General features: G+C 56.4%; 13 protein-coding genes. 6 read left to right on the top strand and 7 right to left on the bottom strand.

Features of this window, described 5'->3' with window-relative positions:
- Window positions 1–324 precede the first annotated feature (324 nt).
- Window positions 325–1,269 carry a DUF4261 domain-containing protein gene (locus RB_RS01995; RefSeq protein ID WP_231846124.1) on the top strand — a complete coding sequence of 315 codons (945 nt, stop codon included), beginning with the start codon at window positions 325–327 and terminating at the stop codon, window positions 1,267–1,269.
- Between the two features lie 53 nt (window positions 1,270–1,322).
- Here RB_RS01995 and RB_RS01990 read toward each other — a convergent pair whose 3' ends face one another.
- The 4 genes from RB_RS01990 to RB_RS01975 form a co-directional block, all read right to left on the bottom strand.
- Window positions 1,323–2,621: an outer membrane protein assembly factor BamB family protein gene (locus RB_RS01990; protein ID WP_164921370.1), complete on the bottom strand. Its 1,299-nt coding sequence runs from the start codon at window positions 2,619–2,621 to the stop codon at window positions 1,323–1,325.
- A gap of 163 nt (window positions 2,622–2,784) precedes the next feature.
- Window positions 2,785–4,092: an amidohydrolase gene (locus tag RB_RS01985; RefSeq protein ID WP_011118166.1), complete on the bottom strand. Its 1,308-nt coding sequence runs from the start codon at window positions 4,090–4,092 to the stop codon at window positions 2,785–2,787.
- On the bottom strand, window positions 4,089–7,583 hold the full coding sequence (locus RB_RS01980) for an amidohydrolase family protein (protein ID WP_164921369.1): 3,495 nt from the start codon (window positions 7,581–7,583) through the stop codon (window positions 4,089–4,091). Before RB_RS01980 ends, RB_RS01985 begins: the two co-directional genes overlap by 4 nt.
- A gap of 192 nt (window positions 7,584–7,775) precedes the next feature.
- A complete protein-coding gene (locus RB_RS01975) occupies window positions 7,776–8,249 on the bottom strand; it encodes a YaiI/YqxD family protein (protein WP_011118164.1) in 474 nt (157 codons plus the stop codon).
- A gap of 188 nt (window positions 8,250–8,437) precedes the next feature.
- On the opposite strand from RB_RS01975, the gene RB_RS01970 reads away from it, so the two are divergent.
- Both RB_RS01970 and RB_RS01965 read left to right on the top strand, forming a co-directional pair.
- Window positions 8,438–10,645 carry a sulfatase/phosphatase domain-containing protein gene (locus RB_RS01970; RefSeq protein WP_164921368.1) on the top strand — a complete coding sequence of 736 codons (2,208 nt, stop codon included), beginning with the start codon at window positions 8,438–8,440 and terminating at the stop codon, window positions 10,643–10,645.
- A 207-nt stretch (window positions 10,646–10,852) separates the two neighbouring features.
- On the top strand, window positions 10,853–12,028 hold the full coding sequence (locus RB_RS01965) for a patatin-like phospholipase family protein (protein ID WP_164921367.1): 1,176 nt from the start codon (window positions 10,853–10,855) through the stop codon (window positions 12,026–12,028).
- Window positions 12,029–13,179: 1,151 nt separating this feature from the next.
- Here RB_RS01965 and RB_RS01960 read toward each other — a convergent pair.
- Together RB_RS01960 and RB_RS01955 are read right to left on the bottom strand one after the other, a co-directional pair.
- Entirely contained in the window at window positions 13,180–13,494 is a 315-nt protein-coding gene (locus RB_RS01960) for a hypothetical protein (RefSeq protein ID WP_164921366.1), read from the bottom strand.
- A gap of 159 nt (window positions 13,495–13,653) precedes the next feature.
- Window positions 13,654–14,082 (bottom strand): hypothetical protein, encoded by a 429-nt coding sequence (locus tag RB_RS01955; RefSeq protein ID WP_164921365.1) that lies wholly within the window; start codon window positions 14,080–14,082, stop codon window positions 13,654–13,656.
- Window positions 14,083–14,390: 308 nt separating this feature from the next.
- On the opposite strand from RB_RS01955, the gene RB_RS27960 reads away from it, so the two are divergent.
- Genes RB_RS27960 through RB_RS01945 form a run of 3 tightly spaced genes read left to right on the top strand, consistent with a single transcriptional unit; the run spans window position 14,391 to window position 16,364 of the window.
- Window positions 14,391–14,690, top strand: coding sequence for a phage integrase N-terminal SAM-like domain-containing protein (locus RB_RS27960; RefSeq protein ID WP_011118155.1), 300 nt, complete (start codon window positions 14,391–14,393; stop codon window positions 14,688–14,690).
- A gap of 7 nt (window positions 14,691–14,697) precedes the next feature.
- Window positions 14,698–15,240, top strand: a complete 543-nt coding sequence (locus RB_RS27955) for a tyrosine-type recombinase/integrase (protein ID WP_231846122.1) — start codon at window positions 14,698–14,700, stop codon at window positions 15,238–15,240.
- Window positions 15,237–16,364, top strand: a complete 1,128-nt coding sequence (locus RB_RS01945; protein WP_011118153.1) for an IS91 family transposase — start codon at window positions 15,237–15,239, stop codon at window positions 16,362–16,364. The genes RB_RS27955 and RB_RS01945 overlap by 4 nt, the downstream gene beginning before the upstream one ends.
- Window positions 16,365–16,741: 377 nt before the next feature.
- Here RB_RS01945 and RB_RS01940 read toward each other — a convergent pair whose 3' ends face one another.
- Window positions 16,742–17,125 carry a DUF6547 family protein gene (locus RB_RS01940; protein WP_011118152.1) on the bottom strand — a complete coding sequence of 128 codons (384 nt, stop codon included), beginning with the start codon at window positions 17,123–17,125 and terminating at the stop codon, window positions 16,742–16,744.
- Window positions 17,126–18,197 lie beyond the last annotated feature (1,072 nt).

The following is an 18,197-nucleotide window of genomic DNA, read 5'->3' as shown; positions in this document are numbered from 1 at the left end:
AGACGTCGGATGAGCGGACCAACACCTTACGATCCACTCCGCTCGGCGTCGAGATGGGCGTTCCCACGCGTTTCTTGGAGTGAACGGAAGATCGCCAATCCCCCGTGATTCTGATCCCAAGGTCAATAATCGAAGTGTTTGTTCGTTCCGGTGTCAAGCTGCGCCCCGGCTTTCGAGCGTTCAACCGGCGGTCTAAACTGTTCGGTTGGTCCATCGCTGGCGCGTTGGAAACGCGCTCAACACAAGAACTTCTCCGCGGTGATCTGTTCTCACCGCACTTCTTGTGTTGCCAAACGGATTTTGCTCCTACGAAGGTTCTTTCGGATGCCCCAAGGCTTCTACACCCAGTGCGTCGTTGTCCTACTGCGCGAACGCGTGTCGATGCGCAAAATTGCCGCTGCGATCGATGAATACGAACCGTCTGATCCCCTGCCCGCTACGGCGGATTGGGCGATTGCCGGTCCGTCGCTGATCATGGATATGGACGAAGAAACACCCGGCCACTTGGCGATCGATTTGGTCGACAAACCTTGGCCAGACGACATGCAGATCGATGACGCCGATTCGGCGGTTCGGCAAGCTTGGTCCAACGGTTCATTCGGACCGTTGACTTTTCCGGGTTCGCTTCAACGCTCGCTCGAACAACTGTGGGTATGGGACGAGGGAAAAGAAGAAGTCCCTCAGCACACCGCTTTCTTGCGAATCCGCAGCAGCTACATTCTGAAAACCGACGAAAACGATGCCCCACTGGTTCCGGAAGAATACGAACCGTTCGATGAGCTCGCGCTGATCACCGAAGTCGCCGCGGCGCTGACCGAATTGCCACAAGCAATCGCGTACTTCAATCCCGCCGGCGAAACGATCCGCAACTTGGAAGGAATGAATCAAGTCATCCAGGAATCGGAAGACAACGATTTCCCGCCGCTGGATCTTTGGGCCAACGTTCGGCTTTACAGTCTTGACGATGGATTCGCCGCAATGGACACCGTCGGCAACGGCCAACTGGACCTGCCCGACGTCGAAGCGTTGTTTTTCGCGGAAGCCTATGACTTCAACGACATCGACGAAATGCTTCGCCTGATCACTTGCCACATGGTCGAAAGCGACGAACCGTTCGAAGATGGTGACACGGTTCAAGGCCCCAATGGGGTCACATGGGTGATGCACCAGCAACCAGACAGCATCTCAGATCCACCGCGATCGGTCCTGCGTTTCCTCCCGCAAGACGACCATGAATTGCCGGCTCAATATCAACCGAGCGCCGAATAGGCGTTTGGTGCAGCCTAGCCATCTGGTTGCCAAACAACCGGATGACGGATGATTCACTCGCCAATGCAGTACAAGTACTCTTGGCGTTTGCCGCCTTCTTGCACGCCGACTCGCAAATAGATTCGTCCGCCGCTGATGGTGGGCGTCGACATCACAGAGTCCCCCAGTTGGTTCTCACCAATTGATTCGAATTGTTCGGGGTCGGCCCGGAAGATGTAACACTTGCCTTCCTCGTTGACCGCATAAATCCGGTCGTTGACCAGTACAGGCGACGAAGTGAAATCGCCACCCAAGCGAGCTTTCCACTTTGTGTCACCGGTTTTGCAATCAACGCACATGGCGACGCCCGCATCCAGCGTCATGAACAAGTGGCCGTCCTTTTCCAACATGGAAGGCACGTAGACTCGTGTGCCGACTTCCCATGCGACCTCGCCCGACCCATCCGCCACAACCGCGGAAATGTGATTGTCCGGGTAACCGCCCGACGAAAACACGTGCTTGCCGTCTGTCACGGTTGTGGTCACACACTCGGTCGTCGCTCCTTCGATTTCCCAGTTCACCTTGCCGGTCATCGGATCCAAACTGGTGACCATATCGCATCCGGTCAGGATCAATTGATCCTTTCCAGCAATCGACAGGACAACAGGCGACGCATAGTTCGGTTTCTCGGGTCGTTGGTGTCGCCAAACAACCTCGCCGGTGACTCGGTCCATCCCGACAACTTGACCGCCTGCCTTGTTATCGGCCGACGCGATGACCAAATTTTCGTGGATTGTCGGGGATGAACCGTACCCTTGGTGAATCTGATAGCGACACAGTCTTTGCTGCCACAACAGCTCACCGTCCAAACTGACCGCCGATGTGTACACGGCTTTGTCGAAGTAAAAATTGACAAACACTCGTTCGCCATCCGTCGCCGGCGTGCAGGAAGCCCAAGAGGCTTTGGTGTTGGGTTCACGTTTGTCGATGGCATCAAAATCACCTTTGTGAACCACCGCCTCCCAAACCAATTCTCCGGAATCACGATCCAAACAAACCAAGAACTGCGAGTCACGAGCCTTGTCGGCAACTTGCAAATAAACCCGATCGCCCAGCAGAATTGGAGAACCGTGCCCTCGATCGGCGAGCGGGACTTTCCAAACAATGTTCTGTTTCGCGTCGGCGGAATCACTCCACTGGGTCGGAGGAGTCTGCTCACCGACCGCATGTCCTTGACGACCGGCACCACGCCACCATGGCCAATCGGTTTCCGAAAAAGTTGGAGTCTGTGCCCACGAGTTGTTGCACGCCAGCAATAGGAAGGCGATTCCAGCCAAAGACAATTTTTTCATCCGGTCACCATTCCGTTCCACGTGTAGACATCTCGTCGCGAGACCTGATCGGCCACAGTCGCAAGCACACCATGCATTCGCGTTCCTCGCTTGCGCAGCGGGCCAGTATATCAACACGCCGGTCTCAAAGGGCCGCCGGAACGATCCTTTGCCCTTCGACAATTTCAACCCACCGCTGACCGAATCAGGGCAACTGTTCGTATTTGCGGTACAACTGTTTGTGCTTGTTTCCCAAGTCAACCTTGCGACCTTGGACGTAAGCATCGATCACACGCGTGTCGGACTCCAGCACATCGCCATCGACGACGATCAACGTTGCATGTCGCTTCGCCGTCAACGTACCGACTCGGTCGGCGACGCCCAAGATTTCGGCCGCTGATTGAGTGATCGCACGCACCGCTTCTTCGCGAGGCAAACCGTGAGCCACCGCGACACCAGCGTGATACGGAAGATTCCGAATGTTTGACGCACCCCCCGGATACCCCGAACCTTCGCCTGCGATCGCAAACCGGACTCCCGCTTCGCGAAGCTTCGATGGCAACGAATACAACGCATTAACCGGGTCGGACCGACGCCGCGGCAATCGATACGTCGCGACCAAAATCACGGGGATGTCATGAGCCGTCAAATGCTCGACACAATGCATCGCATCGGCACCTCCGCAAATCACCATCGGAATTTGTCGTGAAGTGAAAAACGCGATGGCGGATTCAATCGCACCCAACCGATCCGCTTCCACAAACACGGGACGTTCTCCGTTGATCACCGGAAGCAGACTTTCTAACCGAACGTCCGTCGCGACGCTTTCTTCCGCTGCGATCGATTCGCCATACCGACGGGCGCGTTCGAACAAATCATCCAGCTCTTGAATCTGCTCGTCGTATCGTTCGGCTTTCTCCTTGGAGTCGCCACCGCGAGGCACCACGGATTCCCAGTTCACGCACAACCCGACCGGACCTTCCAACAACATGTCTTGGTAAGACCAACCGTCGAGTTGCATCACCCCTGATTGTCCTTGCAGCAATCGGCCACCCGGAACGACGTGAGCCAACATCACGCCGCCTGACCGACCAACGGGAATCAATTCGCTGTCTGGATTGAAGGCGACCCAAGATCGAACATTGGGGTTCAATTCGCCTCGCTCAACGTTGTCGATCGTCACATCGACCGCCGTGATTTCGCGAAGTCCCAAGTCGGTGTACGCATCGATCAAGCCTGGATAAACGTGCTTGCCCGCTCCCTCGATCACCTGTGCCGATTCCGGCAATCGAACCGAGGCTCCCACTTCGCTGATCAACCCGTCTTCGAACAGTATCGATCCATTTTCAATGGTCGTACCATTGCCCAAATGCAGCGTCGCATTCCGAATCACGATCGGTTTGCTTTGTGGTGCACCAGGAACGATGTCATGAGCCGTTGCCGGTGAGAACACCATGCACGCCCCAACAATGAATGCCAAAACGGCGGACGACAGATTTTCTGAATCGCTCATTGGACTTCCTCCGTTCCTTGTGACATCGCGTTTTGCTGGGCTCTCTGTTGGGCACCGCGTGAATTGCAGAACTCGTCGTATCGCAACCAGCGGTCTTCTTCGGCAAGTTCCATCATGCGACGATTCGAGAGCGACTTCTCTTCGTCGTCTTCTGAAGAATCATCCGAATCGGATTTTGGCTTGCCATCAAGCAACTCCTGAATCAGCTCGTTTCGCCATGCTTCATCACGAGCTTGCATCTCGGCATCATCTTCCAAACGGAACATGGGGCGACCATCGATCCAGGTCTGCTCACAACGACTCGTCGTGGACATCGGCGGACCGCTCCAAACGACCAAGTCCGCATCCTTGCCAACTTCGATCGACCCAACGCGATCTTCGATCCGAAGCTGTTTCGCTGGATTGAGTGTTACAAACTTCAACGCTTCGGTCGGTGGAACACCACCGTACTTGACCGCTTTACCAGCCTCGGTGTTCAAGTGCCGCCCCATCTCCGCATCATCGCTGTTGTAAGAAACCACGATGCCTTTGTTGTGCATCAGCACGCCGTTGTACGGAATCGCGTCATAGACCTCGAACTTATACGCCCACCAATCAGCAAACGATGATGCCATCGCACCGTGCTCGGCCATTCGATCAGCAACCTTGTAACCTTCCAAAATATGCTGCAGCGTTCCAATCCGAATACCGAACTCGTCCAAGACATCCAGCGTCGCCATGATCTCGTCTTGCCGATAGCTGTGACAGTGAATCCAACGCTTGCCGTCTTGAATCTCAACCAAAGTTTGCAATTGCAAATCGACTCGCGGTGGCAACGTGTTTCGCTCGCCAGAATTCCAACGTCGATGTGCACTGGCATATTCGCGTGCGGCGAGCAATTGATCACGAAGCAACTGTTCAACGCCCATTCGAGTGTTGGGATACCTGGATGTTGAACGTTTGACGTTTTCGCCTAGAGCGAACTTGATCCCCAGGGGAGCATCCTTGAAACGGAAGTCATCCATCGAGTCGCCCCACCGGAACTTCACCACTTGATTCTGGCCACCAATCGGGTTTGCCGATCCGTGCAAGACATTGGCAGTCGTGACGCCACCGGCGAGTTGTCGATAAATCGTGATGTCAGTGTGATCGATGAAATCACCGATCCGCACCTCCGCCGTGACGACTTGCCCTGATTCGTTGATGCCGCCGTCCGTCGCCGCGTGCGAGTGGCAATCAATCAAACCGGGAGTGATGTGTTTGCCTGATGCATCGATGATCGTGCAGTCATCGCCGGTTGGAACCGTGATGTGCTCTTCAACCGCGACGATCCGGCCGTCTTCGACCAAAACGTCCATCGGTGTCTCAGGAACCTGCAAGTCATCACGATCTTCGCATGTCCAAACCAAGGCTCCTTGAAACAGAACCTTTGTCGGCCGCGCAACCGGTTCGGACCGGCCATAAGCCCCCAGCGGGCGAACGATCTGCAACTCATCGATTGATGACTCTTCTTCACTCGTTTCTTTCGCGGAGTCGACCAAAGCAAGCTCACCCTCCGGCTTCTTGTCATCAGCTCCAGCATCGTCAGTGTCTTCACTTTCGTCCATGTCATCATTGGATGCCTCCTCATCCGCTGACTCCTCATCCTCCGAATCGTCATCTGCTTCAGGTTCGGGCTCCATCCAACTGGTTTGGAATCGGCGTGAAGATTGTCCAATCGGATAGAACTCGATCGACAGCGGCTCAGCATTCGAGACATCCGCCAACGTCTTGGCACCCGATCGGATAACAACGCGATGCGTGCCTTCTGGAAGCCCCAAGGCCTGGCACAGATCGTCATCGGAATCATCGCAAGTGATTTGCCCAGCGAATTGATCCAATCGCTGAACGATCTTCTTCAGCTTTTGCTTGCTGGTCTTTTCCGTGGGTTCGTCATCTTTCTTATCGGTGTCTCCTTCATCGGCGTCTTCGTCATTCGAAGCATCCGTTTCTGATTCGCCTTCTTTTGAATCATCCGATTCGCTTTCGTCGGTTGAAATCTCTTCGCTCGTTTCCTCTGGCGTCCTGCCAATCAACTCCGCCGACAAGCGACCATCCTTTTGCGAGATCGCCAACTCAACTTGCGTAGCGGAATCCGCAGGCATGCGGAGTTTCCACGAACCGACCAACGACGCAACTTTGGTTTCCAGCTCCTCATTGACTACGAACTCCTGCCCGTCAACCAGCACCTTCCAAACCTTTGTCTCTTTGTCGAACAGATCGCCATCGGCGATGATCAAGTTCGCTGCCATTCCCCCGGCGATGCGGCCATGGGTTCGATCCAAACCCAGCAAACCAGCCGGCGTGGTGGTCAGCGACGCAATCGCATCGCGGCGTGACAAACCGCGTTCCACAGCGGTTCGTAAACGAGCCAGGAACTTGCCGGGGTCGTCCAAGCGATCCGTCGTCAAGCAAACCGTTGCTCCCTGCCGGATCATCTCGGCCGGGTTGGTGGGAGCAAACTTCCAATCCATCAGGCTGACCAAATCCACTTCTCGCGCCGACTCCGGCGTCGACACATCAGAAGCCTCTGGGAAATCCAACGGCAACAGCATCACTCGGTCCAGTGCCGCAATCGCTTCCGATTCTCGGTACTCTCGTCCCGATCCTCGAATGATTGACCGCATCGAAAATTCATTCGCGATGTTCTGAGCTCGCAATGCCATGCGTTCGTTGGGACAATCAAACACAAACGTCGATCCAACCAAAGCTTGATGCAACGTTTGCAATGTCTCGCTGTGATCGGGTTGAGGCAGCGACGGGTTCGCATCATGGGCCGCCGATGCGTCGCGGTACCACTGTGCGTCGTAAAGCGACTGACGAAGCAACGCCACCGCGCCCATGGGTGAATTGGGATAGCGTTCACCCGAATCGTTGCCGAGTGGCACTGACAACGCCGCCGTCATCCATTTCAAATCTGCGATGCGTTGCGGGCCGGCGTGAGCGTTATCGGCTTCGTCTTTGGATTCATTCAGCGACCAAACCGAAGGCTGTCCACCGATGATGCGTCCTTTCGGGGCCAGCACCGTCGTGGTGAATCCTTGACTTCGAAGCTTGCCAGCGTTCGGAACGCTCGACAATTCCCCCACTTCGCGGTTGGCGACGATATTCGCGTTCCAATAGTCATCGCCGGAAGTCAGCGAATCACCTGACACTTCTTGCCAAGCATTGATCCATCCGGCGTAGATCGTCTTGCCCGAACAATCCACCACTCGACAACCCGGCGGCGGTTCAATGGAATCGCTGACCGCGACGATGCGACCGGACCGAATCAGCACATCGCCCGTCGCAACGTTTTCATCGGAATCCTTGGCCGACTCGTCCGCCCCCAAATCCTTCAAGTAGTAGTCCGGATTGGTCACCAATATGGCACCGGTCAACAACACGTCGATCGGCGAATTGGTGCGAAGTCCCACGACAGGGGCGACTCCGCGAACATCTTGGCCGTGGGCAACGATGGCCAGACACGCCATCGAAACGGTCAGCATCAGCCGACACAAACAATTGGTAGATCTCAATGAACTCACTCGATTGTGGCTTGCGGACAAAGATCGCCTTGCAATTCAATCCACCAACAACCGGGATGAGGAAACGCCAAAATTCCAACGGTCGAGGGCAGAATAGACCGTCGCAGGATAGTCGCTGCTGCGTTTCAACGCGAACCGCTACTCCGAGGAGGTCTCCGCCATCCGGATGGCCTTTGTCAACAAACGATCAAACGTCGACGCGAACGCCTTTTTGTCCTTGGGACCGTAAGGCGCACTGCCGCCCGTCTCGACACCGGCACCCCGCAGGTCGTCCATGAAATTTCGCATCGACAGGCGGCTGGCGATGGTCGCTGGCGAATACTCTTCCCCCCGCGGATCGATCACAAACAAACCTTTGTCCACCAACAATCCCGCCAATGGCAAGTCAGCCGTCACCGCCAGATCGCCCGGTTCGCCGTTGCTGACGATATACCGGTCCGCTTGATCGGCACCCTCACGAACGACCACGGATCGAACCGTCGTCGCGTTGGCCGGCACTCCGACAGGTGCATTGGCGACCAAAATCGTTACCACGTCCAAACGTTTTGCGGCACGAAACACGACCTCCTTGACGTCCCGAGGAGCGGCGTCGGCATCGATCCAAATTTTCACTTCATATGGTTCCGGTGTGAGTGTCAGTTCCGTTGTGGTTCATTCAATGAATTGACGAACGAGAAACACCGGGCGGTGCCACAACAGAGCCAGCGTTCGGTTTAAACTAGCCACTTCCTACCGACCTTCCCACCACTGACTCCGGCAACACCATGAATCATCTTCCGGTTTCTCGCCAAGCATCTCGTATGACGAAACGCCTTGTCGCGTTGTCGATTGCACTCGCGGTGCTCGGCAATCTCTTGCCTCAAGCAGCTTCCGCTGACGAACCGGCCAAAGCCAAACGGCCCAACATCGTCTTTGTGTTCTCCGATGACCATGCGTTGCAAGCCATTGGCGCCTACGGATCGAAGATCAACAAGACTCCCAACCTGGATCGCATCGCCAACGAAGGTGCTGTCTTTCACAATTCGTTCTGTGCCAACTCAATCTGTGGTCCTTCACGAGCCTGCATCCTGACGGGCAAGCACAGCCACATCAACGGTTTCCTACGCAACGGCAATCGCTTTGATGGATCCCAAGTCACCTTCCCGAAGTTGCTGCAAGACGTTGGCTACCAAACCGCACTGATCGGCAAGTGGCACCTGGGCACCGACCCGGTGGGTTTCAATCACTGGGAAATCCTTCCCGGACAAGGCAACTACTACAACCCCGACTTCATCCAAATGGATGGATCACGCAAGCGGTACACCGGTTACGTCACGGACATCATCACCGAGAACACATTGAACTGGTTGCAGAACGAACGCGACGAAGACCAACCGTTCGTGCTGATGTGCCAACACAAAGCTCCTCACCGAAACTGGTCGCCTCCACCGCGTCACTTCGATCTTTACAAAGGCGTGGATGTCCCCGAACCAGAAACCTTGTTCGATGATTACTCGGGCCGTTCGAAGTTGCTTCACGAAAGCGAAATGTCGCTGGAGAACCATTTTTACTGGGGCCACGACATGAAGTTCCACGGCGAGAGCTTGTTCCCCGAACAATTCTTGCCGCGTCTGGGCAACGGCGAATATCGCCGCATGAACGAAGAACAAAAAGCTGCGTGGGACGCCGCTTACGAACCCGAAAACCAAAAGTTCATCGCCGACATGAAGGCTGGCAAACTGTCCAGCAAAGACATCACCAAATGGAAATACCAACGCTACATCAAGGATTATCTCGGCACGGTTCAAGCGGTCGATGACAGCGTGGGCGAACTGCTCGCTTACCTCGATGAATCAGGCCTCGCCGAAAACACCATCGTGATCTACAGCAGCGACCAAGGTTTCTACCTCGGCGAACACGGCTGGTACGACAAACGATGGATGTTTGAAGAATCGCTTCGCATGCCATTCCTGATTCGCTGGCCCGGTGTGATCGAACCTGGCACCGAAAGCACCGCGCCGATCCAAAACATCGACTACGCCCCCACGTTCCTGGAAGCCGCCGGGGCAGAAATCCCTGAGGCCATTCAAGGGCGCAGCATGGTCTCGATGATGAAAGACGGCTGCCGAGCTTCGTCGACTTGGCGTGACGCGGTGTACTACGCCTACTACGAGAACGCAGCCGTTCACATGGTCCCCGTTCACGACGGCGTGCGAACCGAACGTTACAAGCTGATGTTCTTCCCACGTAGCCGCGAGTGGAACCTGTTCGATCTGGAAACGGATCCTACGGAGATGAAATCGGTCCACGATGATCCCGAGTACGCTGAAATCTTGGCGGGTCTGAAGAAACGCTACATCGACCTACGTGATTTGTATGACGTCAACACCGCCACCATTCCCGCCACGCGAGGAGACGAACCAGGCTGGCAAAAACGCAACATGGCGATGTCCAAACTGGCGAAGACCGCCAAACCCAAACTGGCCTTCATCGGTGATTCGATCACCCAAGGTTGGGAAGGCCGAGGCAAAAAGGTTTGGGAGGAAAACTACGCCGAGTACGACACCATCAACTTGGGCATCGGTGGCGATCGCACCGAGCACATTATTTGGCGTCTGACCCACGGGAACCTCGGCAAGATCCAACCCGAAGTCGCCGTGCTGATGATCGGCACCAACAACACCGGTCACTTCATGCAGGATCCAACGCAGATCGCGGAGGGTGTCGAAGAGATCCTCTCGATCCTGCGAGAGAAGTTGCCTAACACCAAGATTGTGCTGCAAGCCATCATGCCGCGAGGCAAAACCAAGATGGACTTGATGCGACTGAACAACATCGCCGTCAACGACCGCATCGCAAAAATGGCCGATGGCGAGAACATCGTTTACGTCGACTTGGGCGATCACTTCCTGAACGAAGACGGCACGATCGATCCCGCGATCATGCCAGATTACCTGCACCTGTCCGAAAAGGGCTACGAGATCTGGGCCGACGCCTTGGCCCCCACCCTCGAGTCACTGGGCCTCTAAAAGTGGCATCGACTTTCAGCCAGTGAAGAGACCAACCAAGGGCATCCATTCACCAATGGATGCCCTTTTTTTGTGCGCACCCCGCCCCCAAGCCCCTGGAACGCCCGCAAAATCCGGCAGGATTGCCGTGGCGATGAAACTGTCATCGCCGGTAACCTCAGCGTGTTCTTCTCGCCCGTGTTTCCGGATATCCACTCGCAAACCAAGATGAAAATCGCCCTGGCTTTCTCGGGAGGTGGCGTTCGCGCCACCGTGTTTCACCTGGGTGTCCTGGCGCGACTCGCACGAGAAGACTTGCTCGGAAACGTCCACATGATCTCCAGCGTTTCCGGCGGCAGCCTCGCCGCGGGACTGGTGTTTTCCGCAACCAACAATCGCTGGCCCAGCAGTTCGGAATACCTGCACGAGGTGGTCCCGAAAATCCTGCATCTGTTGACCACTCAGAACCTGCAGCGATCCTACGTGATCAAATCGCTGATGTTCCCTTGGCAAATCCTCAGCGGCCGCGCCGCGGTGTTAGGTGACGAACTCGAACGTCGCTGGAAAATCAACGGTGACCTTGCCGACCTGCCCGAATCGCCTCGATGGCTGATCAACGCGACTTGCTATCAAACGGGCAAGAACTGGCGGTTCCAACGTGACTTGATGGGCGACTACCAAACCAAATACATCGTCGATCCCAAACTTCGCCTTTCACACGCACTCGCCGCTTCGGCCGCCGTGCCTGGTTTGATTGGCCCGTTGATTGTCAAAGCCAAACACCATCGCTGGAAAGAGATGCGAGGCGACCAGTGGCACTCCATCCCTGCCAAGTACAAACGGTTGCACCTTTGGGATGGCGGCGTGTACGACAACCTCGGCGTGGAAGCCCTGTTCAAACCCGGCATCGGATTGGTCGACGGCACCGACTTCTTGATCGTCTGCGACGCATCGCGACCACTGGGCAGCGAATCGCGTCGATCGAAATGGCGTCCTGGATACCTGAAAGCTTCCATGCGTTTGGTTGACGTGGCAACCGATCAAGTCCGCAGCCTACGCGCGAGGATGTTGATCGACCACTTCAAAAAAAATCCTGGTAGCGGTGCGTACTTGCGTCTCGGTTTGAAGAGCAAACGCTCCACCCTGCGTGTTCATGGCACCGGCGAAGACAACGCAAACGGATCCGGCATTCGCGAATCACATTGGACCGAACAACCCTCACTGACGGACGACGAGGTCGATCGAGTCTCACGCATAGAAACGACGCTTCGCCGTTTGAATCATCAAGAGTTCAGTCTTTTGTTTCGTCACGGCTACGAAGTCGCCAACGGAACACTCGCCCGGTACGGCGGCGAGTCGCTCGAAAAAGTCCCCCGCAACCGCGTGCTCCTACGAGCCGCTTGATCGGAACCAAGGAATCGAAGCGGAAAGCAAACGATCGCGATCCCCCACCACCATCTTCACCCTCCCGCCAGAAGGTTCGAGCTAAGCGAGCGAAGGTCCAACGGCAACAAACCAACGCAGCCAAGTAGGCCGTATCAAGGACCAACGGGACGCAGCTACGGCAACAGCACGAGCCCCACCAATGGCAACCTCATCCTGCCGGAACTCCACTGCGTTCCGGTCCGGCCTACAGCAGCCATCACCTTCACCATCCAGCCAGAATGTTCGAGCAAAGCGAGCGAAGGCCCAACGGAACAAACCAACCCAGCCAAGTAGGCCGTATCAAGGACCAGCGGGACGCAGCTACGGCACAGCACGAATCCCACCAAAGGAAACCTCACCCTGCCGGAACTCCACTGCGTTCCGGTCCGGCCTACGACAGCCATCATCTTCACCCTCCTGGCAGAATGTTCGAGCAAAGCGAGCGAAGGCTCAACGGAACAAATCAACGCAGCCGGGTAGGCCGTATCAAGGACCAACGGGACGCAGCTACGGCAGCAGCACAAGTCCCACCAAATGCACTTCATCCTGCCGGAACTCCACTGCGTTCCGGTCCGGCCTACAGCAGCCATCATCTTCACCCTCCTGGCAGAATGTTCGAGCAAAGCGAGCGAAGGTCCAGCGGTAGCAAACCAACCCAGCCAAGTAGGCCGTATCAAGGACCAACGGGACGCAGCTACGGCAACGGCACGAGTCCCACCAAAGGCAACTTCATCCTGCCGGAACTCCACTGCGTTCCGGTCCGGCCTACAGCAGCCATCATCTTCACCCTCCTGGCAGAATGTTCGAGCAAAGCGAGCGAAGGTCCAGCGGTAGCAAACCAACCCAGCCAAGTAGGCCGTATCAAGGACCAACGGGACGCAGCTACGGCAACGGCACGAGTCCCACCAAAGGCAACTTCATCCTGCCGGAACTCCACTGCGTTCCGGTCCGGCCTACGACAGCCATCAACGGAACAAACCAATCCGCCTTCCACCTCATAACAGCTCCTTAGCCAAGTAGGCCGTATCAAGGCCCAACGGAACGCAGCTACGGCAACAGCACGAATCCCACCAAAGGCAACTGAATCCTGCCGGAACTCCACTGCGTTCCGGTCCGGCCTACGACGGCCATCACCCTCGCTCTCCTGGCGGGAGAGTTGAGGTGGCCTTAGTCTTCCTGTTCGTCGCCACCCAAGATTCAGGGATCACATCGAAGACCGCGCCGACCAACGCAACGGCCTTGAGAATGACCAACGCTGCGAAAAAGCTGAAACCGATCCGCGCGACCACACTCCAGTTCGTCACCACCGACAAACCTGCGTACAAGAGACCAGCAAGCAAAACCAGCGTGACGAACCAGAGCAGCAAGAACGCGACGCCAAACCCAACGAGCAAAATCAGCCCTGAGAGGAATTCTAAGAATGGAGCGGCGGGTTTACGAGTCATCTGAACGAACAAAAAGGACCCCAGCGAAGTCGACTCGCCAAAACGAAGCAAGCGAGATCCGAGGTTTGGTAGATTCGAAAGGACTTTCCAACAATGTCGACCTCGGTGTTGCAAGAGAAACAAGGTACCAAATTCAATCCGATGCTCTGCGACCAATGGTTATCGAGAACTCTTGGACCTTAATTCCCATTCGTCCCAATACGCCTCCGCTACGGAAATCAGTTCTTCCAATGAAACATTGCGTCCGGAATCGAGAGAAATGGCACCACCGTCGCACCTCACTTCCAGCACACCAACACCCGTGAAGACTCGACACAATGGGCCCTCCATTTCGGTGCTGAGAATTGTCAACGACTCATTCGCGATCGCAGTAAGGTCAGAGACCGCATGTTCGGCGTTGTTAAGCCGGTGCGAAAACACATCGCAGTCGAAAAGTGTGACGATGATGGTATCGCCCTCATCGCCAAAACGCTCGCGTAGGTATTCGATCGAAACGTGGACATGAATGTCACCGGGAATGGTCCCTTCGATTCGTTGGATGCCACCGTCATGCAAAACATTCCAAATGGCTGGGACAAAAGGTTCCATTCGACCCAATCGCATAACGGAAGGTTTTTACAACACCGCCCTAAACGAAGCGAGAGATGCCTGAACGACGAAAGATTGTACCAAGGCCGGCCCGCGTGACCAACCAAGGAACATGTGCTGAAGACCTGTCGTAAAACCCATGTTCAAGTGAGCCGCTTTGCGGCGGGGTTGGGGTGGAGACTGCTTCGGTGACTATGGTGTCTCCTGTCTTTCACTTCACTCCCTCGTCAGGAACTCGACGATGACTTCAAAAAAAGGCCACGCTCGCTCGCTTTCACTCTGACCTCGCCAAGCGGTTTCGAGAAGACTTGCTGCTCAGCGGAAAGCAACCCAGCACCATCGCCTGCTACCGCAATGCCATCGCCCACTTGGCTGAGCACTTCGCTTGCTCCCCGGAAAAACTCTCCGAAGCACAGGTCCGGCAGTATGTCTTGCTGCGAAGACAGCAACTGCAGCTCGGTTCGATGCGGCCGATCGTCGGAGCATTGAAATTCTTCTTTCGCGTGACCGTTCCTCGCGACTGGCCCAACTCTGCAAGCAATCCGTTTCCCCAAGTCCAACACGCTCCCAATGGTCTTGGTACCCGAGCGATGCTGGCAACTCATTGACGCCACCGTGGCGTCCCATCTGCAAGTCATCTTTCGAGCCATGTACTCCTGCGGACTCCGTGGCGTCGACGTTCGCCACTTGCGACCCCAAGACGTGGACGCCGATCGAATGATGCTCCGCGTTTGCACCACCAAAGGACACCGGCAACGCGAAGTCCCACTGCCTCAAGCTACCCTCGATGCGTTTCGTGCCCACTGGGCAACCCATCGCAATCCAAACTGGTTGTTTCCGGCGACGCAGAGAAACACTCCGGCGTCGAAGGCTGACCAACCCATCAGTGCCAGGACGATCCAGCGTGGGTTCACGAAAGTCACCGAGTCGCTGGGCTGGCAAGACTCCGGATTGACTCCGCACACACTGAGGCATTCCTACGCCACCGCGATGCTGGACGCCGGAGTCAACCTCAAGGTTCTGCAAGGCTACCTCGGACACAAGAACTTGCAAGCAACCGAGGTTTACCTCCACCTGACACGCCTGGGTGACGAAAGAGCCAGGCAGATCGTCGCTCAGATCATGAACGGGGACGTCGCCGAGCAAGGCCTTTCATGAAAGGCGTTTCAATGGTCTTGAAACGCTATGGCGACCAGTACATCGCGAAGCATGGAACACGAATGACCGCCCAACAGAAGAAGGTCCTCCGCGCCGTGATGGCGTGCCGGGAAGATTCTCTGGGCACGATCCAGTATGCCTGCTCCGGTTGCGGTGAGGTCACTCATGTGCCTCGCTCGTGCTGCAATCGGCACTGCCCAGCGTGCCAGCACCAGCGTCAGCAACAGTGGCTCGCCAGTGTTCAAGAAAACCTGTTGCCGTGCCAGTACTTTCTAATCACGTTCACGTTGCCAGCCGGATTACGCGAGTTTGCGATGGCTCACCCCAAGGTCCTCTACGTCGCCATGATGAGTGCGGCAGCTCAGGCACTTCAGCAAGCAGCGACCAACCCGCGACATGTCGGCGTGAGCGAAACGGGATTCACCAGCGTGCTGCACACGTGGGGACGTGACCTGGGTTACCACCCGCACGTTCACGTCGTGGTGCCCGCCGGCGGCATCGACGCTGGCGGAGTCTGGCAAAGCAGTCGCGCCAGTGTGTTCGTGCCCGAGCAGATTCTGGAGAGGTTGTTTCGCGGAAAGCTGAAAGACAAACTGCGATCCGAATCGTACTTTGATTCGATCCCCGATGATGTCTGGAAGGGACGCTTCGTCGTCGACAGCGAAGCGGTCGGCAGCGGCGAATTCGCGGTCGCGTACTTGGCCCCGTACGTGATGCGAGGTGCGGTGGCCAATCGACGCGTCACGCAGTGCGACGAATCGACTTCGCTCGAAGAAGCCAGCTTGACGCTGCAAGTCAAACGCAGCGGAACGCGTCAATACAAGCCGATGCAGATGCGTGTGGAAGAGTTCATTCGCCGTTGGCTCCAGCACGTGTTGCCGGCTGGCTTTCATCGTGTGCGTCACTACGGATTCGCCAACGCGCGCAGCAAGCGATCCCTCGAGGAGGTTCGCTGGTTGGTCGCTGTCTCACTGGAGCGTCAATACGAACTGGCTTGCAGCCAGCAGATCGTGATGGCGGAACCGGTCGCGATGCAGTGCCCCAACTGCGGCGGCCCGATGATCAACCTGGGCTACACCCCTGCCACGACAACTTTGCCGCAACCAGCCAGAGCGCCGCCATGATCCAGATCGTCGCTCCAATAACACGTCGCTTTCAAAGTCATCTGATCGGTGACGCCGCTGCCCCTGCGCGCCCATCGCATAAACCTGCCACGAAACGCATCCCGGCACACGATTCCAACAGCCGATCAACGCCCTTGCCCGATTCAAAACACCGTTCTGCGTTTCCAGAGCGGCTGCCCAAACCACCGCGCCGAACCGAACCTCGCACAAAGCCCTTCGCCAGGGCACGCCGCAGCGGACAAAACCACTAGGGAACCATCGCCGGAGTGTCCCCACCGCAAAGCGACTCGCCTTGAACAAGGATTTGGGTTCAGGCTCGTACCTCGCTGACCCCAAATCCTAAATAGTTGTACGCACGGTGAACTGCCGGTGATGTATCAATCATCATCCGGCCAATCCCAGCCCTGACCGCGCCCAACGTAGTCGCCGTGTAGCCCCATGCCGCTAATGTCAACAGGCATGTCCGAGTCGTTGTATCGAAGGGAAACGCCGCCGCAATCTATCCACCATGACAATGCAGCCAAGGTGTCGTGAATGGCACCGTGACGTTGTGCGATGCAGAGTTGGGCTAAAACCTCGCGTTGGGATTGCGATAGTGATGCCGCAAATTCGGTGAAAGCAGCGGCGGTATCCGGGTCAGCATCAGCGAGCGAGTCGCCAGCGATGATACGCTTTGCGGTGACTCCCGGCGTCCGATCAACAAGCTGGTCGATGATTCGTTGGTACGCTTCACGTGGAGTCGATGGAAGATCGTCGGGCATGGGATACGGCTAGGTCGCACAACAGATACATGGGCGACGGAGTGTCGTGCATGTTTGAAAGTAATTTTGCAAGGGATTAAGTCTAGCGGATCAGAAATCTCAACGCCGCCAAGTAGGCCGTATCAAGGACCAACGGAACGCAGCTACGGCAGCAGCACAAGTCCCAACAAAGGCAACTTCACCCTGCCGGAACTCCACTGCGTTCCGGTCCGGCCTACAGCAGCCATCACCTTCACCATCCTGGTAGAATGTTCGAGCAAAGCGAGCGAAGGTCGATCGGCAACAAACCAACCCAGCCAAGTAGGCCGTATCAAGGACCAACGGGACGCAGCTACGGCAACAGCACGAGTCCCAACAAAGGCACTTCATCCTGCCGGAACTCCACTGCGTTCCGGTCCGGCCTACGACTGCCATCACCTTCACCATCCTGGCAGAATGTTCGAGCAAAGCGAGCGAAGGCCCAGCGGTATCAAACCAACGCCGCCAAGTAGGTCGTATCAAGGACCAACGGAACGCAGCTACGGCAGCAGCACGAGTCCAACCAATGGCAACCTCATCCTGCCGGAACTCCACTGCGTTCCGGTCCGGCCTACGACTGCAATCAACTTCACCATCCTGGCAGAATGTTCGAGCAAAGCGAGGGGAGGTCGAACGGCAACAAACCAACCCGGCCACCGCCATAAAACAGCTCCCTAGCCAAGTAGGCCGTATCAAGGACCAACGGGACGCAGCTACGGCAACAGCACAAGTCCCAACAAAGGCAACTTCATCCTGCCGGAACTCCACTACGTTCCGGTCCGGCCTACGACTGCTATCACCTGAGGTGGCCTTGGTTTTCCTGTTCGTCGCCACCCAAGATTCAGGCATCACATCCAAACCAAGTAGGCCGTATCAAGGAGGCTCAAGCGGCATGCGCGACGCCGTTCCCATCCGATCCGTGCCCCGTCATCGCCTCAGCCGCCCGAACTTTACAATTTACAATTTCACTTTTTCAATCCGCCCCCAGCTCATCGCTCGCCGCCTGTCACCGCTCCGCGGTTGCTCAACCATCCGGACACCCACAACCAGTCGC

This window comes from Rhodopirellula baltica SH 1 (assembly GCF_000196115.1).
Lineage (GTDB): Bacteria > Planctomycetota > Planctomycetia > Pirellulales > Pirellulaceae > Rhodopirellula > Rhodopirellula baltica.
The sequence above is the reverse complement of the archived record's forward strand: the minus strand, read 5'-3'. Positions and strand labels throughout refer to the sequence as shown.